Genomic DNA, 24369 nt, shown 5'->3' on the forward strand with positions numbered 1-24369 from the left:
TTATCTAAACAGGTGGAGGAATTACGTTTATGAAAATAGAACATATCGCACTGTATGTGAATGATCTGGAAAAGACGCGGAATTTTTTTGTGAAATACCTGGGTGCAAAATCAAATGACGGGTATTATAATATGCGGACAGGATTCCGGTCTTATTTTCTTTCTTTTGATGATGGGGCGAGACTGGAAATTATGAATAAACCGAAAATGTCAGATTTACCGAAAAATCTAGACCGGACAGGCTACGCACATATTGCGTTCAGTGTTGGCAGCAAGGAAAATGTGGAGCAAATTACAGCCAAATTGCAGGATGCTGGCTACGAAGTGATCAGTGGACCGAGAACAACGGGAGACGGCTACTACGAAAGCTGTATCGTTGCCATTGAGCAGAACCAGATTGAGATTACGGTGTAAAATCGTTAAATACAGTTATTGCAGCAGATTTTGCCGATTTGAAATGCGGAGGATTGGCAAAATCCGTTGCTGTTTAACAGTAACAGGATAAGAAAGAGCAGGACAATAGGATGAATACAACAGAGAACACGAAAAAGGATGAAGGCCTGATCGGAAATGAAAAAATTGAGGAAGCAATTGCTGCATTGCAGCAGGAACCGAGCGAAGAACTACTGGCTCACGCGTTGACTGTGCTCCGCCGGCGGATGCGGGAACAGGGACAGGTTATTCTGGCGGTGGATATGCCGCAGGATCAGAGCGGAATGCCGCAGATGATGGCAAATCCAGCAGCTCCGATGCAGATTCAGGCAGTGCAGACTGCAGATGGAAAAGCATGGTGGGTGGCATTTACCAGCTTTGAAGAGGAATTGCGTGGTGCGGATCAGGTGAAGTCCACGTTTCTGGCTGATCTGGAGCAGATTTTCCGGACAGCACTGACGGTGAACGAAATCGAAGGAGTCATTATTAACCCGTGGAACCGCACGATGATGTTAAACAAAAACCTGATTCAGATCGTGTTGGGGGATTCATAGAAATTTGGTAACTGTTCAGTAGGTCTGCGCATTTACTGCGCTGACCGTAAGAAAACATAGGATGGCAGGCAAAAATCCCATTGCCGCAGGCAATGGGATTTTTGCTCGTGACTGTGAAGGTACTGAACAGTTACGAACTTCGGCAGCTCCTGAAAGTGCTTGCCATAAAGATAAAATAGAATGTCTGTTCGATATTTGCCTTGCGCCTGGCAGTCTGATATGCTAGAATAAGAAGCACGATAAAAGGATATTAGGAAAGGTCAGGACAAGCATTTGTTTTCATATATCAAAGGAACATTAGAAGAATACTGGGAAGATACGGTGGTAATTGAGTCGGGAGGCATTGGGTGGAACATTCACGTTCCGCTGTCTGTGCTGGACCGGCTTCCTCATGTGGGGGAGCAGATGAAGGTCTATACCTCCTTTCAGGTGAAAGAAGACTCCATGACGCTTTACGGCTTTCTAAGCCGTCAGGATTTAAAGATGTTTAACCAGCTTCTCGGCGTAAATGGCATCGGCCCGAAGGCGGCACTTGGCATTCTTTCTTCCCTCACCCCGGACGATCTTCGCATGGCGATCATAGCGGAGGATGCTAAGGCAATCGCGAAGGCACCGGGCATTGGCCCGAAGACAGCAAAGCGTGTGATCCTGGATCTGAAGGACAAGATCAGCATGGACGATGTGCTCCCGCTGCAGTTTGCGGGTGGACCGGCAGAGGCAAATGTTGCTGCAGCGGCTTCTGGTGTGGATGGAGCAGGAAAAGAGGCGATTGAAGCACTGGTTGCTCTTGGTTACTCACCGACAGAAGCAACCAAAGCTGTTCGTCAGGTAGAAATCAAGGAAGGCATGAACGCAGAAGCTGTGCTGAAGGCATCGCTGAAATTTCTGGCATTTTAGGATAACAAGCGGGAATCCTTGGTTATTCAATGCAGGTGCAGTTCACCAAAATCATGCAGGTATGCAGGTGCAGAACGATTAAAAATCAGTATTGGAGCAGGAAATGGAACGACGGATCATTACCACTGAGGTGACGGAAGAAGACAAGGTCATAGAGCCCAATCTCCGTCCTCAGCTGTTAGACGAATACATAGGGCAGGAAAAAATTAAAAATAATTTAAAGGTCTACATTGATGCGGCAAAGGCGCGCGGCGAATCTCTGGACCATGTGTTGTTTTACGGACCGCCAGGACTGGGAAAAACAACGCTTTCCGGCATCATTGCCAATGAGATGGGCGTACACATGAAGGTGACTTCCGGTCCGGCGATCGAAAAGCCGGGAGAGATGGCGGCTATTTTAAACAATCTCCAGGAGGGAGATGTATTGTTTGTAGACGAGATCCACCGTCTGAACCGTCAGGTAGAGGAGGTGCTTTACCCGGCTATGGAGGATTTTGCGATTGATATTATGCTGGGAAAGGAATCTTCTGCCCGCTCTATCCGGCTGGATCTTCCACATTTTACCCTTGTGGGGGCAACGACAAGAGCCGGACTTCTGACAGCGCCGCTGCGTGACCGTTTTGGTGTGGTCCAGAAGCTGGAGTTTTATACACCGGCAGAGCTGCAGGTGATCGTAGAGCGCTCGGCAGCAGTGCTTGGTGTCGGAATTGATCCGGAAGGTGCTGCGGAGATCGCAAGACGTTCCCGCGGAACGCCGCGTCTCGCAAACCGCCTGTTAAAGCGGGTCCGCGATTTCGCACAGGTAAAATATGACGGCGTCATCACCAAACAGGTGGCGGATTTTGCACTGGACATTCTGGATGTGGACAAGGTTGGTCTGGATAATAACGACCGGAGCATTCTTCTCATGATGATTGAGAAATTCGGAGGCGGCCCGGTAGGGCTGGAGACTTTGGCGGCGGCTCTCGGCGAGGATGCAGGCACGCTGGAAGATGTTTACGAGCCATACCTTCTTATGAATGGTTTTTTAAACCGGACCCCGCGCGGACGTGTGGCGACTCCGTTAGCTTACCAGCATCTGGACATCCCTTATCCGGAACATGGCTGATGCAGCTCGGATTCTGGAATTTGTCTAGAAAAGGCTGGCGGCTTTGGAAAAGAGTTGTAACAGGATCCAATTCGAAATCAGAAAATAGAACAGAAAAAATATGAGATGGCATCAGGAATGTTTGGGCTTCCGGGTGCTTTTTCATAAGAAATCATAATGATACAAAAATGAGAAACTGGAGGAAACACTCTTGTTGAGATGGATGGAATATGTTAAAATGAGTGCGAGTTCACAGAAATATGTATACAGTATTTTAACATTAATCGATTTATTATATAAGGAAATTTCATGGAAAAGAAAAATTACACGGAAGTGTTTATAGATGGAACCGTTTTTACGCTGGGCGGCGAGGAAGATGAAGCGTATTTAAGACAGGTTGCAGCGTATTTAAATGAAAAGATTGGAGAAGTGCGGAAGTTAGATGGTTTTTCCAGACAAAGCCCGGAATACCAGAATCTGACCATTCAGCTGAACCTTTCGGATGATTATTTTAAAGAGCAGATGCGTGCAGACGGCCTGGAACAGCAGAAGGAAGAACTGGAGAAGGACGCTTACAGTTTAAAGCATGAGCTGATCACCACACAGATGAAACTGGATGCGCAGTCCCGTGAGCTGGAGATGGCGAAGGCTGCCCCGTTAAAAGACCGGGAAGAGCTGGAAGCTGTGAAGGAAAAGCTGGAGACAGCCGGGCAGGAGATTGAGGATTTGAAGAATCGCTGCGAGGCTGCAAGGCAGGAACTTGCTGCGGCAAAAGCAGAGACTGAGACAGTACGTCAGGAAAAAGCAGCCGCTGTATCAGCGCAGGAAGCTGCGGTTGCGGAAGCGGAAGCGGCACGCGAGGAAACTGCGTTAGCGAGAAGTGAAGCAGAGGCTGCAAAAACGGAAACAAAGACGGTAGAAGCAAGCCTGGAGCATGCCAGAATGGAACTGGAAAATGCAAAGGCAGAAGCGGAAACTGCAAGAAATGCAATAGAAGCTACACAGGAAGAAGCAGAAACCGTAAAAATTGAGGCCGAAAACGCGAAGGCGGAAGCGGAGAATGCGCAGCAGGAAACAGAAGCATTAAAGCAGAATCTGGAAGAAAAGACTGCGGAAACAGAACAACTGAAAAAAGATTTGGAAGGAAAATCTGCAGAGTCAGATCAGTTGAAACAGGAACTGGAGGCAGTACGCGAAGAGCTTGCGAAGCTGCAGTCTGAGCAGAGCGCAGCAGAAAATGAGTTGCAGCAGGCTCACTTGAAGAATGCTTCTTCGATTCAGGAATTGTCCCAGCTTAGGACTGAGGCGGAGACTACAAAGCAGGAGCTTGGCCAGGCCAGAACCGAGGCGGAGACTGCGAAGCAAGAGCTTAGTCAGGCCAGAACCGAAGCGGAAACTGCAAAGCAGGAGCTTAGCCAGGTCAGAACCGAGGCGGAGACTGCGAAGCAAGAGCTTAGTCAGGCCAGAACCGAAGCGGAAACTGCAAAGCAGGAGCTTAGCCAGGCCAGAACCGAGGCAGAGACCGCAAAACAAGAGCTTTCCCAGGCAAAGAGCGAGGCAGAGACCGCAAAACAAGAGCTTTCCCAGGCACATGACGAAACGGAAATGGCAGTTATGGAGCTTGATGAGGCACGCGAGGAGAAGCAGAAAGCAGCCGGCGAGCTTGAAAGCATTCGCACGACTGCAGAGGAAACAGCCCGTGAACTGAGACAGACCCGGGAAGCAGCAGAGCATACCGAGGCAGAATTAAAAGCAGCGCTCGCTGAGGCGAAAGCAGAAACAGAGCAGATGCGGATCAAACTTGAAGTAGCACAGAGAGATGGCGAGAGTGTAAGACTGGAACTGGAAACCTTGAAACAGTCAGCATCAGCAGTTCAGCCGGTAGAACAGGCTGCTTCAACTGCAGAGCAGGGAGTGCCAACAGTACAACCAACTGCAGAGAAAAAGCCAGAGCAGGCAACAGGGACTGTAACATCTGCAGCGGCCAGAGAGCAGGTAGCTTCCGTTCTTCCGAAGGCAGTAAAAACACCGGAAGAACAAAAAGAGGCAGACGACCTGGCAAAGCAGGCGGCATTTAGGGCGGCTTTGGCGGCAGCAACACATCCAAACCGTCATTTTATCCGTTAAAGGATCCAATATTAGAGTTCCTTTTTGCGCAACGCGTGAACGGTAATGATATCAGATATACAGGGGCAAGAAAGGAGGGACGTTTCGAATCAGATCGGGACTCCCTTTCTTTGCATTGCATATTAGGAAAGCACCGGAGGTGCATCCGCTGATTGGATTTTGCCCTGGAATTGTTAATAGGAGGAAGTTTTGAATTCACGTGTAGAAATCCTGGCTCCGGCTGGGTCAATGGAAAGTATGATGGCAGCGGTCCATGCGGGAGCGGATGCTATTTATATGGGTGGCAGCCGGTTTGGTGCCCGCGCCTATGCAGATAATCCAGAAGAGGATCAGTTCCTGAAAGCGATCGATTACGCACATCTGCATGGCTGCCGTCTTTATATGACAGTCAATACGCTGGTTAAGGAAGAGGAGTTGGACCAGCTTTATGATTTTTTAAAACCGTACTATGAGCGGGGACTGGATGCGGTGATCGTTCAGGATCTGGGTGTGTGGAAATTTATCCGCGAGCATTTCCCGGATCTTCCGATCCACGCAAGCACACAGATGACGGTGACAGGATGGCGCAGCGCAAAAATCTTAAAGGAGCTTGGTGCGACCCGTGTGGTAACAGCGCGTGAGCTTTCTTTGCAGGAAATCGCGCAGATCCGCGATCATGTGGATGTAGAAATCGAGAGCTTCGTCCATGGTGCATTGTGCTACTGCTATTCCGGACAGTGTCTGCTTAGCAGTCTCATTGGCGGACGGAGCGGAAACCGTGGCAGATGTGCACAGCCGTGCAGACTTCCATACGATGTGCTGACGGTAGGTGGGACACCTCTGAAAGGTGCGATCCACCAGATGGCCGAGGGAAAAAAGACAGCGAAAACATGGGATAACAGGAAGAAAAATGACAAAAAGTCAGGAGATAATCGCTATGTTTTGAGTTTAAAGGATCTTTGCACCCTCGACATTCTCCCGGATGTGATTGAGTCCGGCGTCTATTCCTTAAAAATCGAGGGCAGAATGAAGAGTCCGCGTTACACGGCCGGTGTCGTGAGCATTTACCGCAAATATGCGGATTATTATCTGGAACATGGCCGGGACGGCTATAAGGTAGATCCGGCTGACCGGAAAATGCTGCTGGATCTGTTTGACCGTGGTGGCTTTACGGATGGTTACTACCTCCATCACAATGGCCGGGAGATGGTCGCATTAAAAGAAAAACCGGCGTTTCGTGAAGGAAACCAGGCATTGTTTGACCGTTTGGACCGCGATTATGTGAATAAAAAGAAGCAGGAGCCACTTTCCGGTCATGTGACGGTAAAGGAAGGTGAGCCGTTGAAGTTTGCACTCTGGTGTGCAGAGCCGGAGCTGCTTTTGGAAGAAGCTGCTGACCAGAATCCGTATGTGGAAGTTACGGGAGCAGAGGTTCTGACGGCGCAGAACCAGCCAATGGGCGAGGAAAAACTGTTAAAGCAGTTGAACAAGACGGGAAATACACCGTTCTATTTTGAAAATCTGACTGCGGAAATCTCTGGAAACTGTTTTGTACCGGTACAGGCATTGAATGAACTGCGCCGGGAAGCCTTAGAGCAGATGGAAGAGAAACTGCTGGCACCTTTTTCCAGAGTGGCAGAGCAGGAGTCTGGTGCAGACAGAACCGCAGAAACTTGTGATAAAACAGAAACATGCGGCAAAACAGAAACAGGAAGAACCGCAGAAACTGCCGTGGTATCAGAAAACATTCAGGATTCAGAAACACTCCGGATCGTGGAAGCAGCCCAGGAAAAAGCCCAGGAAGCAGCCACGGACAGAACCGGTCTCCACATTTCCCTTGAGGAGCCGCGTCTGTTAAGCACGGCCATTGCCCATCCGGATGTCAGCCGCATCTATCTGGATTCCTGCAGCTTCGGACCGGAGACCTGGGAAACGGCTGTGAAGGAATGCCATGAGCAGGGAAAACAGTGCAGTCTGATGCTGCCTCATATTTTCCGCACGGAAGCGGAAACCTATTTTAAGAAGCATATGGCTGCGTTAAAGGCAGCAGGCTTTGATGAACTGGTGGTAAAATCCCTGGATGAGATCTTCTTCTTAAAGGAACAGGGAGTGGATGAAATCCCCCTGGTTTCCGATGCAAACCTTTATGTGATGAACCATCTGGCCAGAGAGCAGATGGAGCAGCTTGGCATTTCCCGCATGACCCTTCCGCTGGAGTTAAACAGCAGGGAACTGGAGACACTGGGATGTGAGCAGATGGAGCTGTTTGTGTACGGTTACCTTCCGGCTATGGTATCGGCCCAGTGCATTGTGCGCACAACGAAGGGCTGCACGAAAAAGCCGGAGCTTTTAAAGATGAAGGACCGCACTGGAAAAGAGCTTCCGGTAAAGAATTTCTGCCGGTTCTGCTACAACACCATCTACAATCCGAGCCCGCTTTCGCTGCTCGGTCAGGAAAAGCTGGTCAGCCGTCTGCAGCCGGGGGCGCTGCGTCTGGCGTTTACCATGGAGTCACCGGAGCAGATGAAAGAAATCCTGGATGCATTCGCGGATCATTTCCTGCACGGAGAAGATACCAAGGACCCGCTGAAAGACTTTACACGGGGGCATTTTAAGAGAGGCGTAGAATAACCGTTTATGATCAATATTGTAATTGAAGTATCCAAATACCTGATGATTCTTCTGATCGCCGCATACACTTACTGGAATTTCAGTTATTTCCGGTTTCATGACTCGGACCGGCAGGGAAGTGTCTGCATCCGGCAGAATATCGCGATGTTTCTGATGCACTTTGTCGCATATGCGGTATTGTTTTTAAAATCGGAGGATGAGCGGGTGCTCCTGTTTTATCTGGCCCAGGTGATCTTTCTGGCCGTTTACATGGGGCTTTACAAGATTTTTTATCCAAAGAGGTCAAGACTTTTAGTCAATAACATGTGTATGCTGCTGTGTGTCGGATTCATCATTCTGACCCGTCTGGATTTTGACAAGGCGATCCGTCAGTTTGTGATCGTTGCTATTTCCGCACTGGTGACCTGGATCATTCCATTTATTTTGGAGCGGGTCTGGCAGCTGGCAGAAATCCCGTGGGTGTACGGCTTTGCGGGATTGGCACTGCTGATCGTGGTGTGGGTGATCGGAAACAACAGCTTTGGAGCGCAGCTTTCTGTGAACATCGCGGGCATTGCATTTCAGCCATCGGAGTTTGTTAAGATCCTGTTCGTATTTTTTGTGGCATGCATGTTTTACCGAGATACGGAGTTTCGGACCATCGCAGAGACAACCGCCATGGCGGCTGCCTATGTGCTGGTGCTGGTGCTCTCCAAGGACCTTGGAAGTGCGCTGATCTTCTTTCTGACGTATCTGACCATGCTGTTTGTGGCAACGGGCAGCTGGCTTTACCTTTTTTCCGGACTCATCAGCGGGTGCGGGGCATCAGTGGTTGCGTACCAGCTGTTTGCCCATGTGCGGACGCGTGTAGCGGCCTGGAAAAATCCGTGGGCAGACATCGATAACCGCGGCTACCAGATCACGCAGTCGCTGTTTGCCATCGGTACGGGTGGCTGGTTTGGCATGGGACTTTACCAGGGTATGCCGTATAAGATCCCGGTCGTGGAAAAGGACTTCGTCTTTGCGGCAATCTCGGAAGAGCTGGGCGGAATTTTTGCCCTCTGTGTGCTGTTTGTCTGCCTTGGCTGCTTTTTGCAGTTTGTGCTTCTGGCAGCGCAGATGCAGGCGCTGTTCTTTCAGCTGATCGCGTTCGGGCTTGCCATGGTATATGCAGTCCAGATTTTTCTGACGGTTGGAGGTGTGACCAAGTTCATCCCGTCAACCGGAGTGACCCTTCCGTTTGTCAGCTATGGCGGAAGTTCTATCTTGAGTACCTTTATCATTTTCGGGGTGATTCAGGGCCTTTACATTCTGAAGCGGAATGATGAGGAGGACTACGATGAAATCGACTGAAAAGAAGAAAACAGGAAAACGCCTGAAGGAAAAGCGGACAGACCGTAACATCCTGTTTATTACTTATGTGATGGTGGGGCTGTTTGTCTGTCTGATGGGCTATTTCGGCTATTTTCTGCAGGTGCAGAGTGAGACGGTCATCAACAATTCTTACAATGCCCGTCTGGACAGTTTTTCGGACCGGATCATCCGCGGAGAAATCTTAAGCAGCGACAGAACCGTCTTAGCGAAAACCAATGTCGCGGAGGATGGAACCGAGGTGCGGGAATATCCGTATGGCAGTTTATTTGCCCATGTGGTCGGTTATTCTGACCAGGGAAAAACCGGTCTGGAATCGCTGGCAAACTTTTATCTGCTAAGCTCCCACATGAATCTAGTGGAGCAGGCAGTCAATGAGCTTTCGGATGTAAAAAATCTGGGCGATCAGGTGGTGACCACGCTGGATGTGCAGCTGCAGCAGGCGGCTTCGGATGCGCTTGGAGACCGGAAGGGCGCTGTTGTGGTAATGGAGCCGGACACCGGAAAGATCCTTGCCATGGTCTCGAAGCCCGGGTTTGATCCGAACCAGCTGAGCAGTCAGTGGGAGAGCCTGATCTCCGGGGATAATACCGAGGCGCAGCTGTTAAACCGTGCATCCCAGGGGCTTTATCCGCCGGGATCGACGTTTAAGATCGTTACGCTTCTGGAATACATCCGGGAGCATCCGAACACCTGGGAAGGCTTTACTTTCGATTGTGACGGAAGTTATGAATATGGAGACTACAAGATCTCCTGTTACCATGGAACCGCCCATGGGCACCAGTCCCTTTTGCAGGCATTTGCCAATTCCTGCAACGGTGCGTTTGCCAGCCTTGGGCTTACCATGGATCTGGAGCGCATGAAGCGCACAACGGATGAGCTTTTGTTTAACCGGGACCTTCCCTTGTCCCTGGCTTACAGCAAGAGTTCTTTTGCGATGGGACCCGGTGCTTCGGACTGGGAGCGGCTGCAGACCGCCATCGGCCAGGGCAACACCCAGATGACGCCGCTTCACAATGCCATGATCACGGCAGCCATTGCCAGTGGCGGTGTGCTGATGAAACCATATCTGATCGACCATGTGGAATCCGCAGCAGGAGAAGAGGTAAAGAAATTCCTGCCTTCTTCCTATGGAAATCTCATGACCTCTGCGGAAGCGGATACCCTGGCGATGTTTATGCGCAGCGTAGTGACGGATGGAACCGGTTCGGGTGTCCGCACGGATGCGTATTCCGTAGCCGGGAAAACCGGATCTGCGGAATTTGAAACAGGAAAAGAAACCCACGCATGGTTTACCGGATTTGCCCCGGCGGAGGATCCGAAGCTGGTGGTAACGGTCCTGGTGGAAGAGGCGGGCTCGGGCGGTCATGTGGCAGCACCGATCGCCAGAACAATTTTTGATACCTATTTTTCAAGATAAAATAGAGTGATATACCGTTTACAGAAATAATCTTTAGGAGTGACGAAGGAGGAAGGCGCATGTTTCATGCAAAGGAGTATGTGAAAGCAGAAAGCCTTGAGCAGGCATACGCGCTGAACCAGAAAAAAAGCAATGTTCTGGTCGGCGGCATGATGTGGCTCAAAATGGGAAATGGAAACCGGAATACGGTGATCGACCTAAGTGGTCTCGGACTCGGTCAGATCGAGGAGACGGAAGAAGAATTCCGGATCGGCTGTATGTGCAGTCTGCGGGATCTGGAACTTCATGAGAGGTTAAACCAGTATTTTGGCGGAGTTTTTAGGGAATGTACCCGTTGGATCGTGGGAACCCAGTTCCGCAACGGCGCTACTGTGGGCGGCAGTATTTTTGGCCGTTTCGGTTTTTCGGATATTTTAACCTGCATGATGGTTCTGGATACGTATGTGGAGTTATACAAGGGTGGAACCGTTTCCCTGGAAGAATTTGCAAAGATGAAATATGAGCGGGATATCCTGGTTCGTATCATCATCAAAAAGGACGGCAGAAAAGCCGCTTATGTCAGCCAGCGCCGTTCCAAGACCGATTTCCCACTGATCGCGGTTGCGGCAGCAAAAAAAGACGATATGTGGTACCTTTCTGTGGGTGCAAGACCTTCCAAAGCAGCGCTTGTGGTACGGCCGGTGCAGACCAGCTGTGAACTTTCGGAGCAGGCGAAGGAAGCAGTCAGCCTGTTTTCTTTTGGCAGTAATCTGCGAGGCAGCGCAGATTACCGGAAGTCTCTGGCAGAAATCTATGTGAGACGGCTGATGGAAGCATTAAATGGGGAGGAGGCATAAGATGAAGATCACACTGATATTAAACGGAAAAAAGACTGAGGCAGAGATCAAGGCCGATACCCTGCTTTTAGACCTGGTCCGCGAAAAGGGCTGTTACAGCGTAAAGCGCGGATGTGAGACATCGAACTGTGGTCTCTGCACGGTATGGCTGGACAAAAAGCCGGTGCTTTCTTGTTCGGTCCTTGCGGCAAGAGCGGACGGACACGAAATCACCACGCTGGAAGGGCTTCAGAAGGAATCCGAAGAATTTGCAGGCTTTCTCGCGAGAGAAGGTGCTGACCAGTGCGGTTTCTGCAGCCCGGGCCTGATCATGAATGTGCTGGCCATGGAGCGGGAACTGGTAAACCCGACGACGGATGAAGTAAGGGAGTATCTGGCTGGAAATTTATGCCGCTGTACCGGATATGCCAGTCAGCTGCGTGCACTGGAAAAGTACTTAAACCGGAAAAAGGAGGCGTAGACCATGGAACCAAAGAAAAAATATGTAGGAACTTCAGTGGTGAAAAAAGATTCAAAAGCACTTCTTTCCGGAAAACCTCTTTACACCGATGATATTGCTCCCAAGGATTGCCTGATCGTGAAACTGCTGCGCAGCCCCCATGCGCATGCATGGATCGAAGAGATCGATCTTTCCAGAGCCTTGAAGGTAGAGGGAATCGAGACGATCCTGACTTATAAAGATTGTTCCCAGAAGCGTTTTACCATGGCGGGTCAGACTTTTCCGGAGCCAAGTCCGTATGACCGCCTGATCCTGGACCAGAGAGTCCGTTTCGTTGGAGATGCAGTTGCGATTGTGGCAGGTGAGACGGAAGAAGCGGTTGATAAGGCACTGCGTCTGATTAAGGTAAAATATCAGGTGTTGGAGCCGGTTCTGGATTTTCACACAGCCAAGGACAATAAGATCCTGGTACATCCGGAGGACAGCTGGAAAAGTCTGTGCCCGGTCGGTGCAGATAACAAACGGAATCTTTGTGCTTCCGCCGAGGATAGCAACGGGGATGTCGATGCTATCTTAGCAGGCTGTGCACATGTCATTGACCATACGTATCATGTCAAAGCAAACCAGCAGGCGATGATGGAGACGTTCCGTACTTTTACGACCATGGATGCATATGGCCGCTTAAATGTTACTTCTTCGACACAGATTCCGTTCCATGTGCGTCGGATCGTGGCACATGCGCTGGATATCCCAAAATCAAAGGTGCGTGTCTTAAAGCCAAGGATCGGCGGCGGCTTCGGTGCAAAGCAGACGGTTGTGACCGAGGTGTATCCGGCACTGGTTACGTGGAAGACCGGAAAACCGGCGAAGCTGATCTACACCCGTTATGAGTCCCAGATTGCATCCTCCCCGCGTCACGAGATGGAGGTCCATGTAAGGCTCGGAGCCGATGAAAATGGAATTTTCCAGGCAATTGACATTTATACTCTGTCGAATACCGGAGCATTTGGCGAGCATGGACCGACCACGGTTGGTCTGTCCGGACACAAATCAATCCCGCTGTACTCCACAACCAAAGCATATCGATTCGCTTATGATGTGGTTTACACCAATACCATGTCTGCAGGTGCGTACCGCGGTTACGGTGCGACGCAGGGCATTTTTGCACTGGAATCTGCAGTCAATGAGCTTGCGCGGGAATTGCATATGGACCCGACGGTCCTTCGTGAGAAAAATATGGTACATGAGGGTGACTTCATGCCGGCCTATTACGGCGAAACAGCAAACAGCTGTGCGCTGGACCGCTGTTTGGCAAGAGCCAAGGAACTGATCCACTGGGATGAAAAATACCCGTGCCGCGATATGGGCAATGGAAAGGTGCGTTCCGTAGGCGTGGCGATGTCCATGCAGGGTTCTGCGATTTCGAACTGTGACGTGGGTTCCATTACCCTGAAGTTAAATGATGACGGCTTCTACACCCTGATGCTGGGTGCTTCCGACATGGGTACCGGCTGCGATACAACACTGGCCCAGATTGCGGCAGATGTGCTGGGGTGTGATCTTGACAATATCGTATCCCATGGTGTTGATACGGATGTTTCTCCGTACGATTCCGGCTCTTATGCGTCCAGTACCGCGTACCTCACTGGTATGGCAGCTGTGAAGGCATCGAAGTCCATGATCCGTCTGATCACCGAAAAGGGAGCAGAGTATCTGGAAAAAACGCCAGAGGAAGTAGAATTTGACGGCGAACGGGTGATGGCAAAGGACGGCTCCGCTGCGATCAGCTTAAAAGATATCGGAAACCGTGCCATGGCGAACAATGGAAAGGCACTCGAGGTGACCGAAAGCCATTCTTCACCGGTATCTCCGCCTCCGTTTATGGTTGGTATCGCGGAAATCGAGATGGACAAGGAAACCTGTGACTTTGAGCTGGTCAACTATGTGGCAGTCGTAGACTGTGGAACCCCGATCAACCCGGCACTGGTCCGCGTCCAGACCGAAGGTGGTCTGGGACAGGGCATTGGTATGGCGATGTTTGAGGATGTGACCCGCTCCGAAAAAGGACAGGTTTATGAGAATTCCTTTATGCAGTACAAGCTTCCGAGCCGTGTCGATGTCGGCAATATCCGCGTGGAGTTTGAGAGCAGCTACGAGCCGACCGGACCGTTTGGTGTCAAATCCATCGGTGAGGTTGTCATCAACACGCCATCCCCGGCGATCGCAGGCGCGGTAGCCAATGCGACCGGCGTGCAGATCCGTGAGCTTCCGGTCACACCTGAGAAGATTTTCCGTGAGCTTCATAAATAAAATAAAGTAACGCAATAAGAAACTTGCAAGTTGTCCGAAATAGAGGTATACTAAAGCCAGTCTATGCGACACACCAACACCGTGTTTGTGACACGGTGCAACAGGAGGAATTGCAATGATAGAAGCAACGAGCTGTGGAGGTGTGGTTATATTTCGCGGCAAGATCCTGGTTCTCTATAAGAATTACAAGAACAAGTATGAGGGCTGGGTCCTTCCAAAGGGAACTGTAGAAGCAGGAGAGGAATACAAGGAGACCGCTCTTCGCGAGGTCAAAGAAGAAACCGGTGTCAGCGCTTCCATTATCAAGTATATCGGAAAGAGCTCTTATTCCTTTAACACGCCGCAGGATATGGTGGAGAAAGACGTACACTGGTATCTGATGATGGCAGACAGCTATTACAGTAAACCACAACGGGAAGAGCATTTTGTGGATTCCGGGTATTACAAGTTTTATGAGGCGTACCATCTTCTGAAATTCTCCAACGAGAAGCAGATCCTGGAAAAAGCCTACAACGAGTACCGGGATTTAAAAAAGGCGAACCTCTGGGGCAGCAAGAAGTATTTTTAAGACTGGTTATAAAAACAGGGAATCCAATGGATTCTCTGTTTTTGTGCGCGACGAATGCGGTATGACTACATTTGAGGACTGCCGCGCAGCAGATAAGATCCGCAAAGCAGGTTTTACCTCTGCATACGTGACGCATAGCAAAGAAAACGGAGAAGTATAAGAAGGAGTTTTGAAAGAAATATGAAGTATGATGTCATCATTGTAGGAGCAGGTCCGGGCGGTATCTATTCCGCTTATGAACTTACCAAAAAGTGCAGCGGCAAGAAGATCGCAGTGTTCGATTCCGGTTATTCTTTGAAGAAGCGTCACTGCCCGATCGATGGAGATAAGATCAAGGCCTGCATCAAGTGCAAATCCTGCTCCATTATGAGCGGATTTGGCGGAGCTGGCGCATTCTCTGATGGAAAATACAATATCACCAACGATTTCGGTGGTACGCTGTACGAGTACATCGGCAAAAAAGTAGCAACGGAGCTGATGGAGTATGTCGACGAGATCAACATGGCTCACGGCGGAGAGGGTACCAAGATGTATTCTACCGCAGGAACCGGATTAAAGAAGGTATGTATCCAGAACCGTCTGAAACTGCTGGATGCATCTGTGCGTCATCTGGGTACCGATATCAACCTGGTTGTTCTGGGCCAGCTTTATGATGAGTTAAAGGACCAGGTGGATTTCTATTTCGAGTCCCCGGTCAGCCACATTGAAAGCCTGGAAGATGGCACTTACCGCGTATGGGTCGGAGAAGAGTCTTACGACTGTGGGAAATGTATTGTTTCCGTAGGAAGAAGCGGAAGCAAATGGATGGAGAAGATCTGTAAGGAACTGGATATTCCGACCAAGTCCAACCGTGTTGACCTGGGTGTGCGCGTAGAGCTTCCGGCGGTTCTGTTCTCTCATCTGACCGATGAGCTTTACGAGAGCAAGATCGTGTACCGCACCGAGAAATTCGAGGATAACGTGCGTACCTTCTGCATGAACCCGAGAGGCATTGTCGTAAATGAGAATACCAACGGTATCGTAACCGTAAACGGACACAGCTACGAGGACCCGGCTAAGCAGACCGAGTGCACCAACTTTGCGCTGCTGGTATCCAAGCATTTCTCTGAGCCGTTCAAGGACAGCAACGGCTACGGCGAGAGCATTGCGCGTCTGTCCAACATGCTGGGCGGCGGCGTTATCGTACAGCGTTTCGGTGATTTGGTGCGCGGAAGACGAAGCACCCAGAAGCGTATCGAGGAGAATATGTTTATGCCGACCTTATCTGCAACTCCGGGCGATTTAAGCCTGGTACTGCCGAAGCGTATCTTAGACGGCATCATCGAGATGATCTATGCACTGGATAAGATTGCACCTGGTACCGCAAATGACGATACTTTACTTTACGGTGTCGAGGTCAAATTCTACAACATGGAAGTAGATGTCGATGAGAATCTGGAGAGCCGCCACAAAGGCCTTTACATCATCGGTGACGGAAGCGGTGTGACCCACTCCCTGTCCCATGCATCGGCAAGCGGCGTTTACGTAGCAAGAAAGATTGCAGAAAGTTTATAAAAGATCGATGAAGTGCGGTTTTCCCTGGTTGTAATATTGGGAAAATGTTACTGTTTACAGGTAGGAATTTTGCTGCACTTCTGATCAGAAAAATGGTTGCCGGACGTTTGTGCAAAGCAGAGAATTCTGCAGCCAGACGTCCGGTAATCGCGTATATGAGGAGAATAGTATGAAATCATTCAATGAACTTCGCACGATGCTGCGGGGCATTGACCGGAAAAGCTATCCGGCATACAAAGCACTGGCCGGGGCATATCAGTTTGGAAGCTATATTCTGGTGATCGACCATGTCCAGGGAGATCCTTTTGCGTCCCCTTCTTCGGTTCATGTGGAAATCCCGTGGAAGGTATCTGGCTTTGCGGAAAACCTGCGGGACCGGGTGTGCAAGCGTGTTGCTTTGCAGGATCATCTGACGAGGCTGTTTTATGCCCAGACAGAGCGCTTCAGCTTCCAGACAAAGGGCTCTGGCAAGAGCGGTCTGATTTCTATCAGCCGCTGCGGTCAGGAGGTTTTAGAGCGCAGTGCCTGTGAGATCAGACGTGACACCATTACGGTGCGCTTTCATGTGGGATTTCCGGCATTTGGACGTACCATCGATGCGGGCGGGCTGGAAAAGATCCTGTTTGAGTTTCTGCCAAAGGCAGTGGAAAAGAGCTTTGTTGCAAAGAATCTGGACCGCCGGGCAGTGCAGGAGGCCGTATGGATAGCAGAAGACCAGGAGGAACTGCGCAGACAGCTGCGGGAGCGAAAGCTGGCTGCATTCGTGGCAAACGGAGCCATCTTACCACGCAAAAGCGGTGTTTCCGACCAGCCTATGAAGGAAAGTGTGCCGTTCCTTTCCCCAAAGAGCATGGAAGCTTCTTTTGTGCTGCCGCATCACGGCGAAATCCGCGGGATGGCGGTGCCGGAGGGCATTACCCTCATCGTGGGAGGCGGCTATCATGGAAAATCAACTCTGCTTTCTGCTTTGCAGATGGGCGTTTACAACCACATCGCGGGAGATGGACGGGAGTTTGTCCTGGCGGATGACACGGCAGTAAAGCTGCGGGCAGAGGAAGGACGCTCCATCAAAAATACGGATATTTCATTATTTATCAACGATCTGCCAAACCGCAAGGACACCAGAAGCTTTTCCACCACCGATGCCAGCGGAAGCACTTCCCAGGCGGCGGGTGTTGTGGAAGGAATCGAAGCCGGGACCAGACTCTTCCTCATCGACGAAGATACCTCTGCAACCAACTTTATGGTGCGCGATGACTTTATGCAGCAGGTCATCAGCCGGGAAAAAGAACCGATCACCCCGTTTCTGGAGCGGGCACGGGATTTATATGAAAAGGCCGGGATTTCAACTATTCTGGTAGCAGGCAGCTCCGGAGCCTTTTTCTATATTGCAGACCAGATCATTCAGATGGACTGCTACCGCCCGGTGGATATTACAAACCGGGTGAAGGCACTCTGCAAGGAGCATAAGGCACCGAGAACGGAGGCGCCTGGTTTTGTATTGCCAGAGTTTACGGTGGCGTATGGGAAAGAAACTTCCGGTGCAGTGCGGACAATGAGCGATGCGAAGGGCATGGGAGAAGGTGAGGCAGGCTCAGGCTATATGCAGGGACACAGCGAAAAAAGTGGACGCAGCGTGGATGTAGCACAGGAACGCGGCGGAAAACGTGGACACGGTGCAGGTCGTACACAGGAACGCAGCAAGGTGAAAATATTCGGCAAAGATTCGTTCTCGCTCGACCGCGAAACCGTAGACCTGCGCTATGTAGAACAGCTTGCGGACTCAGAGCAGACCGCGGCGCTTGCCTATCTGACCCGCTATGCGCTGGAGCAGCTTGCAGACGGAAAGAGGACATTGTGCCAGATCGCGAAAGAACTGGAAACACAGTATGCGGCAAAGGGCTGGAACCATTTAACCGGATCCTATGTGCCGGGTGGACTTGCAAGGCCGAGAATCCAGGAGGTGTTTGCAGCACTAAACCGATACCGGGGATAAACATTGCATGACGAAAAGACGTCAGAGAAGCGTCTTCTGATTTACCATGTGGAACAACATAAGAGATAAGATTAAAAGTGTACTACAAAACAGTACTGGACAAGACCGAACCAGGCAGGACAAGAATGAAGAATAGCAAAAAATGGAAAGGCTGCTCCTTCCACTTTTGGCTGGTTTGGTCTTAGCGGTCAGTGATGAGCTGGAATATATGCGGATGGATTACTGGGACAGCTTTGCATCCCGGATGAATGCAGCGGGCTACCGGCTTTCAGAACGCCATATTTCGGTCAGTGCGGCATTTTTTTCCGTGCTTGTGAACTGCGGAAACAACCTCAGCTTCCGGCAAAACAGTGCTTTCCGGAAGAAAAGCGACAAAAGAGACGCTTGAGGAACCGCTAACAGCAGAATCAGAGCTTGCAAACAGCAGAAACGATGTTACAGCAGAATAGGATCAGTGGAAGAAGGAAAAAATAAAAACATTGGATGATGATGGCTCAGGAGGACGATATGAATACAGAAAACAAAAATTCAGATTACGAAGAACTGATGAAGTATTTAGAAGAGGCTCAGGCATATCAGACTGCCCTGATCCTGTTTGAGTGGGACGATGAGACGCTGGCTCCCGAAGCAGCAGGAAGCCGCACTGCCCGGATGCAGGGCGTGCTCTCCGCTTCTTATCAGCGAATCATGATGGATCCGCGGGTGAAAGAACTGGTGGACCGATGCTTAGATGAACTGGAGAAAAGCAGAAAAACGGTTTCGGACGGGGAAACGAAAGAAAAAGAACATCTGCAGACGGCAGGAAATGGAGCGGCATGTTCCACGAGGACAGATGATACAGAACTTACGGAAGAAAACATCCGCCGTGCTATCTTGAAAGCCGCAAAGCGCGAGATCGAGGAAGTCTCCTGCATTCCGCCGGAAGAATACCGCGCTTATCAGGAACTGACTGCAAAATCGACCCGTATCTGGACCAAAGCACGGAAAGAAAACGATTTTGAAGCTTTTGCGCCGGTTTTGCAGGAAATCATCGATTACCAGAAAAAATTCGCCTCTTACCGTCAGAAAGAAGGGCAGAAGCTTTACGATGTCATGCTGGATTCGTTTGAACCAGGGTTTACCATGGAAAAGCTGGATGAATTCTTTGGTCTTTTGAAAGAGCATATTGTTCCGCTCTTAAAACAGGTTATGGAAAGTCCAGTCCGCATCCAGGACGATTTTCTGGATGGAGATTATCCGGAAGAAAAACAGCGCGAGCTGGCAGAGTATCTGGCAAACTATGTGGGCTTTGATTTTTCCAAAGGCGTATTGGCAGTCAGTGCACATCCCTTTACAACCAACCTTCATAACCGTGATGTGCGCATCACGACGCACTACAAATCCCGTGTGGATTCCTCGGCATTTTCCGTGATTCATGAGAGCGGACACGCCATCTATGAATTTGGTATCGATGACCGGCTGAGCCAGACACCGGCAGGGCAGGGAACTTCTATGGGGATGCACGAATCCCAGTCCCGTTTCTTCGAAAATATTATCGGTCGGAGCGAAGCTTTCTGGATCCCGGTATACGGCAAGCTGAAAGAGCTGTTCCCAGAGCAGTTAAAGGGCGTAGGGCGGGAAATGTTTGTCCGCGCCATCAACAAAGTACAGCCGGGTCTGATCCGCACCGAAGCGGATGAGCTGACCTACAGTCTTCATGTTCTGGTTCGTTATGAACTGGAAAAAATGCTGATCGAGAAAAATCTGGATGTAAAAGAACTTCCGAAACTCTGGGCTGATAAATATGAAGAATATCTTGGTATCCGTCCGGAAAATGATGCAGAAGGTGTGCTGCAGGACATCCACTGGGCGCAGGGATCCTTCGGATATTTCCCGTCGTATGCTCTTGGAAGTGCCTTTGGCGCACAGATGCTGGCACAGATGAAAAAAGAAATGGATTTTGAAAAGCTTCTGGAGGAAGGACGGCTGGATGTGATCCGGGAGTATTTGAGAATACATGTACACCGCTATGGAAAGATGAAGACCAGCCGGGAAATTTTAAGGGATATGACCGGGGAGGAGTTTCAGCCGCGGTATTACGTGGAGTATCTCGAAGAAAAATATAGGAAGCTGTACGCAATATAACAATTTGTCATATACTTATACTGTTACCTCGTCTCAGTATCACACTCCAGAAGACGTTCACCAGCATCCAACCGATTCCGCTTGCGACAGCCATGGCCTTCAGCTGATACTGCCTGATCAGGATCCAGGAGAGGATCACGCGCAGTGTAATATGGCTGATGGCGCCGATGAAAGGAATGGAAACTTTTCTCCAAATCTGTGGTATGATTGGTTTAAACCAATCAACGAAAGTGAGGCTATCCTATGGAAATGTTAGAGATCATAAAAAGCAGACACAGCGTCCGCCAGTACAAAGAACAGGCAATCGAACCCTCAAAACGGGTCCAGATCGATTCCTGTATCCAGGAGATCAATGCGGAGAGTGGCTTAAACATCCAGGTGTTTTATGATGAGCCGAAGTGTTTTGACTCTTTTATGGCGCATTACGGAAAATTTTCGCATGTGAACAATTACATTGTGATTGTTGGAAAGGGAAGCGAGCAAGAAAAGGCCGGTTATTATGGAGAAAAGCTTGTTTTGAAATGTCAGGAGCTTGGCTTAAATACCTGCTGGGTAGCAATGACCCATGGAAAAGCGCGTGTGGAGAAGAAAATGGGTGAGAAACTTCTCATCATTTTGTCTCTTGGATATGGGGAAAATCAAGGTGTTCCACATAAGAGCAAAGATGTGAAAACGCTTTGCCGTGCAGACCAGGAGACCGACTGGTTTCAGAAAGGCATGGAAGCAGTCTGCCTTGCGCCGACAGCCATGAACCAGCAGAAATTTTTCTTTGAACTGAAAGATGGAACGGTAACAGCGAAATCACTCGGAGGTTTTTATTCTAAAATTGATCTTGGAATCGCCAAGTATCATTTCGAGGTTGTTACCGGACATAAGGTAAAATGATGGGCGCAAAAGAACAGATTGAGCAGCTGGCGGCTGATTTTGAAAAAAGCAGAAAGATTCTGATCGGGGTTTTGCAAAAGACGATCGATCTGACATCGAAGATGCCGGACCGGAGTGAAGAGGCGTGACAGATGAAGCATTTGCTGATCCTGCATGAAAAGGCAACACCGGTATCCGTGTTCGGCGTACTGCTCATATTTGCGGGTTTCATGATTTCGCAAAAGAAAAAATCAGGAGGATGTGCGGCGAAACGGTGTCATGTTTCCGAAAAGGCATGAATAGGATGGTTAGAAAAACGGAGCATTTGCGATGTCTGTTGATCAGAAACTGGAAAACCTCTTAAATCTTGCTTTGGATACGAATGCGGAGGAACGAAGCCGTTCCTCGGAATTAGAAACTGGTTTTAATCCGGAAGAAAACACCTGGGAGCTGATCGTGAAGTACTCGGGAAATCTGGATGAGGTGAGAAGTCTTGGCGCGATCGTGGAAGAAATGCGCAATGAATATGCGATTCTTACTGTGAAAGAAAGCCAGATACCACTCATCAGTGCGCTTCCACAAATTGAATATATCGAAAAACCGAAGAGGCTGTTCTTTGCCATCAATCAGGCAAAGGCAGCCTCTTGTGTGAATATTTTGCAGGAAGCACCACCGAACTTAAGCGGGCGCGGAGTTTTGATTGCTGTGCTGGATTCCGGGATCGATTATTTTCATGAAGCCTTCCGAAAGGAGGACGGTTCCACAAGAATTCTGGAGTTGTGGGATCAGATCCAGAACAGAATTTATACATCGGAAGAAATCAACAAGGCACTGGAAAGCGGGAACAGGGCTGCAGCCAGACAGATCGTTCCTTCTGTGGATGTGAGCGGCCATGGAACAGCGGTTGCGGGGATCGCGGCGGGTCTCGATGGAGCATATCGCGGAATCGCCTATGAAAGCGATCTTCTGGTCGTGAAGCTTGGAACGGCCAGACCCGGTGGCTTTCCGCGGACGACAGAGCTAATGCGGGCCGTGAACTACGCGGTTTCGTTTGCCGCAGACCGGTTTTTGTCATTGGTGATCAATATCAGCTTTGGAAATACCTATGGCTCTCACGATGGAACCAGTCTTCTGGAAACTTTTTTAGATGACATTGGCAATTACGGTCGGACGACGATTGTGGTGGGAAGCGGAAACGAAGGCGCTGCGAGTGGTCATACTTCCGGCATTTTGCAGCTGCGGACCACGGAAACGGTAGAATTTACGGTTTCTTCTTATGAGAGCAGCTTCAGCATCCAGCTCTGGAAGTCCTACAGCGACCAGTTTGAGATCAGCCTGCAGGCACCGTCAGGAGAGCAGTTTGGTCCGTTTTCAGAAAATCTGGGTCCGGCACGTTTTCGTTACCGCCGAACACAGATCTTGTTGTATTATGGAAAACCAGGACCTTTCAGCACAGAACAGGAAATCTATTTCGATTTTATTCCGGATGAGGGAACCTATGTAGAAGAAGGAATCTGGACGTTCTTTTTAAGACCGGTGAGTCTCGTAAGCAGGCGATACGATTTCTGGCTTCCCTCTGCCGGGGGGTTAAATACAGCCACCCGTTTCCTTAGGCCGACACCCGATACGACATTGACGATTCCGTCTACCGCATCGAAGGTCATCACGGTGGGCGCGTATAACAGCTATTACAATTCCTATGCAGATTTTTCCGGGCGCGGGTTTACACGTCTGACGAATCAGGTCAAGCCGGATCTTGCAGCTCCGGGAGTCGGGATCATGGCTCCGGCGGTAAATGGAGGGTACCAGTCCGTCACAGGAACCTCGTTTGCGACACCCGTTGTCGCTGGTTCGGCAGCGCTTTTGATGCAGTGGGGGATTGTGAATGGAAATGACCTGTTTTTGTATGGGGAGAAAGTAAAAGCATATTTGAGAAGAGGGGCAGGAAAATTACCAGGAATTACGGAGTATCCGAATCCGATGGTGGGGTATGGGAGACTCTGTGTGGAGCAGAGTTTGCCCAAAATGTAAGGATTTATGTTTCTGTGTGCAGCAGAAAACCCGGCAACAAAATTTTTGCAGCAGTTCCTATCCAGGTAGCCCAAATACGAAATCTGTTGTATAATGTGGTAAAATGTATCAATATTGCACGGATTTCGGAAGTTGGAGCTGCCGCCTGCACTGGAGATCCTTGGAACTCCGGAGGACGTGATTGGGTTATCTGTTCTTTATATGCGGATTTATTTTCTTGGCATGCCATTTTTTATGTTATATAACTATGGAGCCGCGATTCTGCGTGCGGTGGGAGATACGAAGCGGCCGCTTCTGTTCCTGATCATTTCCGGCGTGACCAATGCGGCATTAAATGTAGTTCTGGTAGTCTGCGTTCATCTGGATGTGGCGGGGGTAGCGATTGCAACGGTTATTTCCCAGCTGATTTCCAGTGTACTGGTTTTGTCCTGTCTCATGAGATCGGAGAGCAGTTACCGGCTGCATCTGGCAAAGCTGAAGATCCGGGGCGATTACCTGAAGCAGATTTTTCAGGTTGGAATTCCGGCCGGAATCCAGAGCACCGTGATCAATCTTTCCAATGCACTGCTGCAGTCATCGGTCAATTCCTTCGGCGCTACCGCAATGGCTGGCTATACGGCGGCTAACAATATTTTAAGTTTTATGTATGTTTCGGTGAATTCTGTGACACAGGCCTGCATGAGTTTTACCAGTCAGAACTACAGCGCAGGGAAATTTAAGCGAATGGACCGGGTACTGGGAGACTGCCTGATCTTTACCGTGATTACCGCAGGCGTGATGGGGACCTTTGCCTATGCATTTGGTCCGCAGGTTCTTGGCGTGTACACGGAGGAAGAAGAAGTGATCCGGTACGGGATGGAGATCCTGTCCATTACCACAATTCCCTATTTCCTGTGCGGGATTATGGATCTGTTCCCAGGTTCCCTGCGCGGCATGGGACATTCTGGTGTACCGATGATTTTGTCTGTGCTTGGAACCGTTGGAACAAGACTGATCTGGATTTTTGGTGTTTTCCCGCAGCACAGGTCCTTATATGTATTGTTTATTTCTTATCCGGCTTCCTGGTTTATCACCATTGTGATGCAGGTGTTATGTTTTTACTTTGTGAGAAAAAAAGTATGGGCAGCAAAAGTATCGGAGAAAAACAGAAAAATTTGAGAAAATGGATGGA

General features: G+C 49.7%; 20 protein-coding genes. All 20 read left to right on the top strand.

The features are described 5' to 3' along the window. The first annotated feature begins 29 nt into the window (after positions 1-29). Positions 30-413, top strand: coding sequence for a VOC family protein (locus tag DXB18_RS07305; protein ID WP_118543823.1), 384 nt, complete (start codon positions 30-32; stop codon positions 411-413). Between the two features lie 110 nt (positions 414-523). Continuing rightward, positions 524-985 (top strand): SseB family protein, encoded by a 462-nt coding sequence (locus DXB18_RS07310; RefSeq protein ID WP_118706880.1) that lies wholly within the window; start codon positions 524-526, stop codon positions 983-985. Between the two features lie 273 nt (positions 986-1258). Then, a complete protein-coding gene (gene ruvA, locus DXB18_RS07315) occupies positions 1259-1882 on the top strand; it encodes a Holliday junction branch migration protein RuvA (RefSeq protein WP_118706881.1) in 624 nt (207 codons plus the stop codon). Between the two features lie 103 nt (positions 1883-1985). Continuing rightward, positions 1986-2990 carry a Holliday junction branch migration DNA helicase RuvB gene (gene ruvB, locus DXB18_RS07320; protein ID WP_118543826.1) on the top strand — a complete coding sequence of 335 codons (1005 nt, stop codon included), beginning with the start codon at positions 1986-1988 and terminating at the stop codon, positions 2988-2990. Between the two features lie 288 nt (positions 2991-3278). Further along, a complete protein-coding gene (locus DXB18_RS07325) occupies positions 3279-5096 on the top strand; it encodes a cell division protein ZapA (protein ID WP_118706883.1) in 1818 nt (605 codons plus the stop codon). Positions 5097-5285: 189 nt separating this feature from the next. Beyond that, complete coding sequence (locus tag DXB18_RS07330) at positions 5286-7706, top strand: DUF3656 domain-containing protein (protein WP_347560868.1); 2421 nt, start codon at positions 5286-5288, stop codon at positions 7704-7706. Positions 7707-7712: 6 nt separating this feature from the next. Continuing rightward, positions 7713-9038 carry an FtsW/RodA/SpoVE family cell cycle protein gene (locus DXB18_RS07335; RefSeq protein ID WP_118706885.1) on the top strand — a complete coding sequence of 442 codons (1326 nt, stop codon included), beginning with the start codon at positions 7713-7715 and terminating at the stop codon, positions 9036-9038. Further along, the gene (locus tag DXB18_RS07340; RefSeq protein WP_243035362.1) at positions 9025-10476 is read left to right on the top strand and encodes a penicillin-binding transpeptidase domain-containing protein; all 1452 of its coding nucleotides are present in this window, start codon (positions 9025-9027) and stop codon (positions 10474-10476) included. Before DXB18_RS07335 ends, DXB18_RS07340 begins: the two co-directional genes overlap by 14 nt. A 59-nt stretch (positions 10477-10535) precedes the next feature. Next, positions 10536-11312 carry an FAD binding domain-containing protein gene (locus tag DXB18_RS07345; protein ID WP_118706887.1) on the top strand — a complete coding sequence of 259 codons (777 nt, stop codon included), beginning with the start codon at positions 10536-10538 and terminating at the stop codon, positions 11310-11312. A gap of 1 nt (position 11313) precedes the next feature. Beyond that, positions 11314-11772 (top strand): 2Fe-2S iron-sulfur cluster-binding protein, encoded by a 459-nt coding sequence (locus DXB18_RS07350; protein ID WP_118543831.1) that lies wholly within the window; start codon positions 11314-11316, stop codon positions 11770-11772. A gap of 3 nt (positions 11773-11775) precedes the next feature. Then, positions 11776-14061, top strand: a complete 2286-nt coding sequence (locus DXB18_RS07355) for a molybdopterin cofactor-binding domain-containing protein (RefSeq protein ID WP_118543832.1) — start codon at positions 11776-11778, stop codon at positions 14059-14061. A 115-nt stretch (positions 14062-14176) separates the two neighbouring features. Continuing rightward, a complete protein-coding gene (locus DXB18_RS07360; RefSeq protein ID WP_118533268.1) occupies positions 14177-14629 on the top strand; it encodes an NUDIX hydrolase in 453 nt (150 codons plus the stop codon). Between the two features lie 180 nt (positions 14630-14809). Next, positions 14810-16183, top strand: coding sequence for an FAD-dependent protein (locus DXB18_RS07365; RefSeq protein ID WP_118706889.1), 1374 nt, complete (start codon positions 14810-14812; stop codon positions 16181-16183). Positions 16184-16352: 169 nt separating this feature from the next. Beyond that, positions 16353-18179, top strand: a complete 1827-nt coding sequence (locus DXB18_RS07370) for an ABC-ATPase domain-containing protein (RefSeq protein ID WP_118706891.1) — start codon at positions 16353-16355, stop codon at positions 18177-18179. A gap of 166 nt (positions 18180-18345) precedes the next feature. Then, positions 18346-18567: a hypothetical protein gene (locus DXB18_RS07375; protein WP_207665772.1), complete on the top strand. Its 222-nt coding sequence runs from the start codon at positions 18346-18348 to the stop codon at positions 18565-18567. Between the two features lie 119 nt (positions 18568-18686). After that, complete coding sequence (locus DXB18_RS07380; RefSeq protein ID WP_118706976.1) at positions 18687-20303, top strand: carboxypeptidase M32; 1617 nt, start codon at positions 18687-18689, stop codon at positions 20301-20303. 243 nt (positions 20304-20546) lie between these two features. Next, positions 20547-21188: a nitroreductase family protein gene (locus tag DXB18_RS07385; protein WP_118706895.1), complete on the top strand. Its 642-nt coding sequence runs from the start codon at positions 20547-20549 to the stop codon at positions 21186-21188. Further along, positions 21185-21316 carry a hypothetical protein gene (locus DXB18_RS16715; RefSeq protein ID WP_279220832.1) on the top strand — a complete coding sequence of 44 codons (132 nt, stop codon included), beginning with the start codon at positions 21185-21187 and terminating at the stop codon, positions 21314-21316. The genes DXB18_RS07385 and DXB18_RS16715 overlap by 4 nt, the downstream gene beginning before the upstream one ends. A 181-nt stretch (positions 21317-21497) precedes the next feature. Continuing rightward, a complete protein-coding gene (locus DXB18_RS07390; protein ID WP_118543838.1) occupies positions 21498-23198 on the top strand; it encodes a S8 family peptidase in 1701 nt (566 codons plus the stop codon). A 132-nt stretch (positions 23199-23330) separates the two neighbouring features. Beyond that, the gene (locus tag DXB18_RS07395; protein ID WP_347560869.1) at positions 23331-24356 is read left to right on the top strand and encodes an MATE family efflux transporter; all 1026 of its coding nucleotides are present in this window, start codon (positions 23331-23333) and stop codon (positions 24354-24356) included. Positions 24357-24369 lie beyond the last annotated feature (13 nt).

It is taken from the genome of Clostridium sp. OM02-18AC, from assembly GCF_003481825.1.
In the GTDB taxonomy this organism is placed as follows: Bacteria; Bacillota; Clostridia; order Lachnospirales; family Lachnospiraceae; genus Brotaphodocola.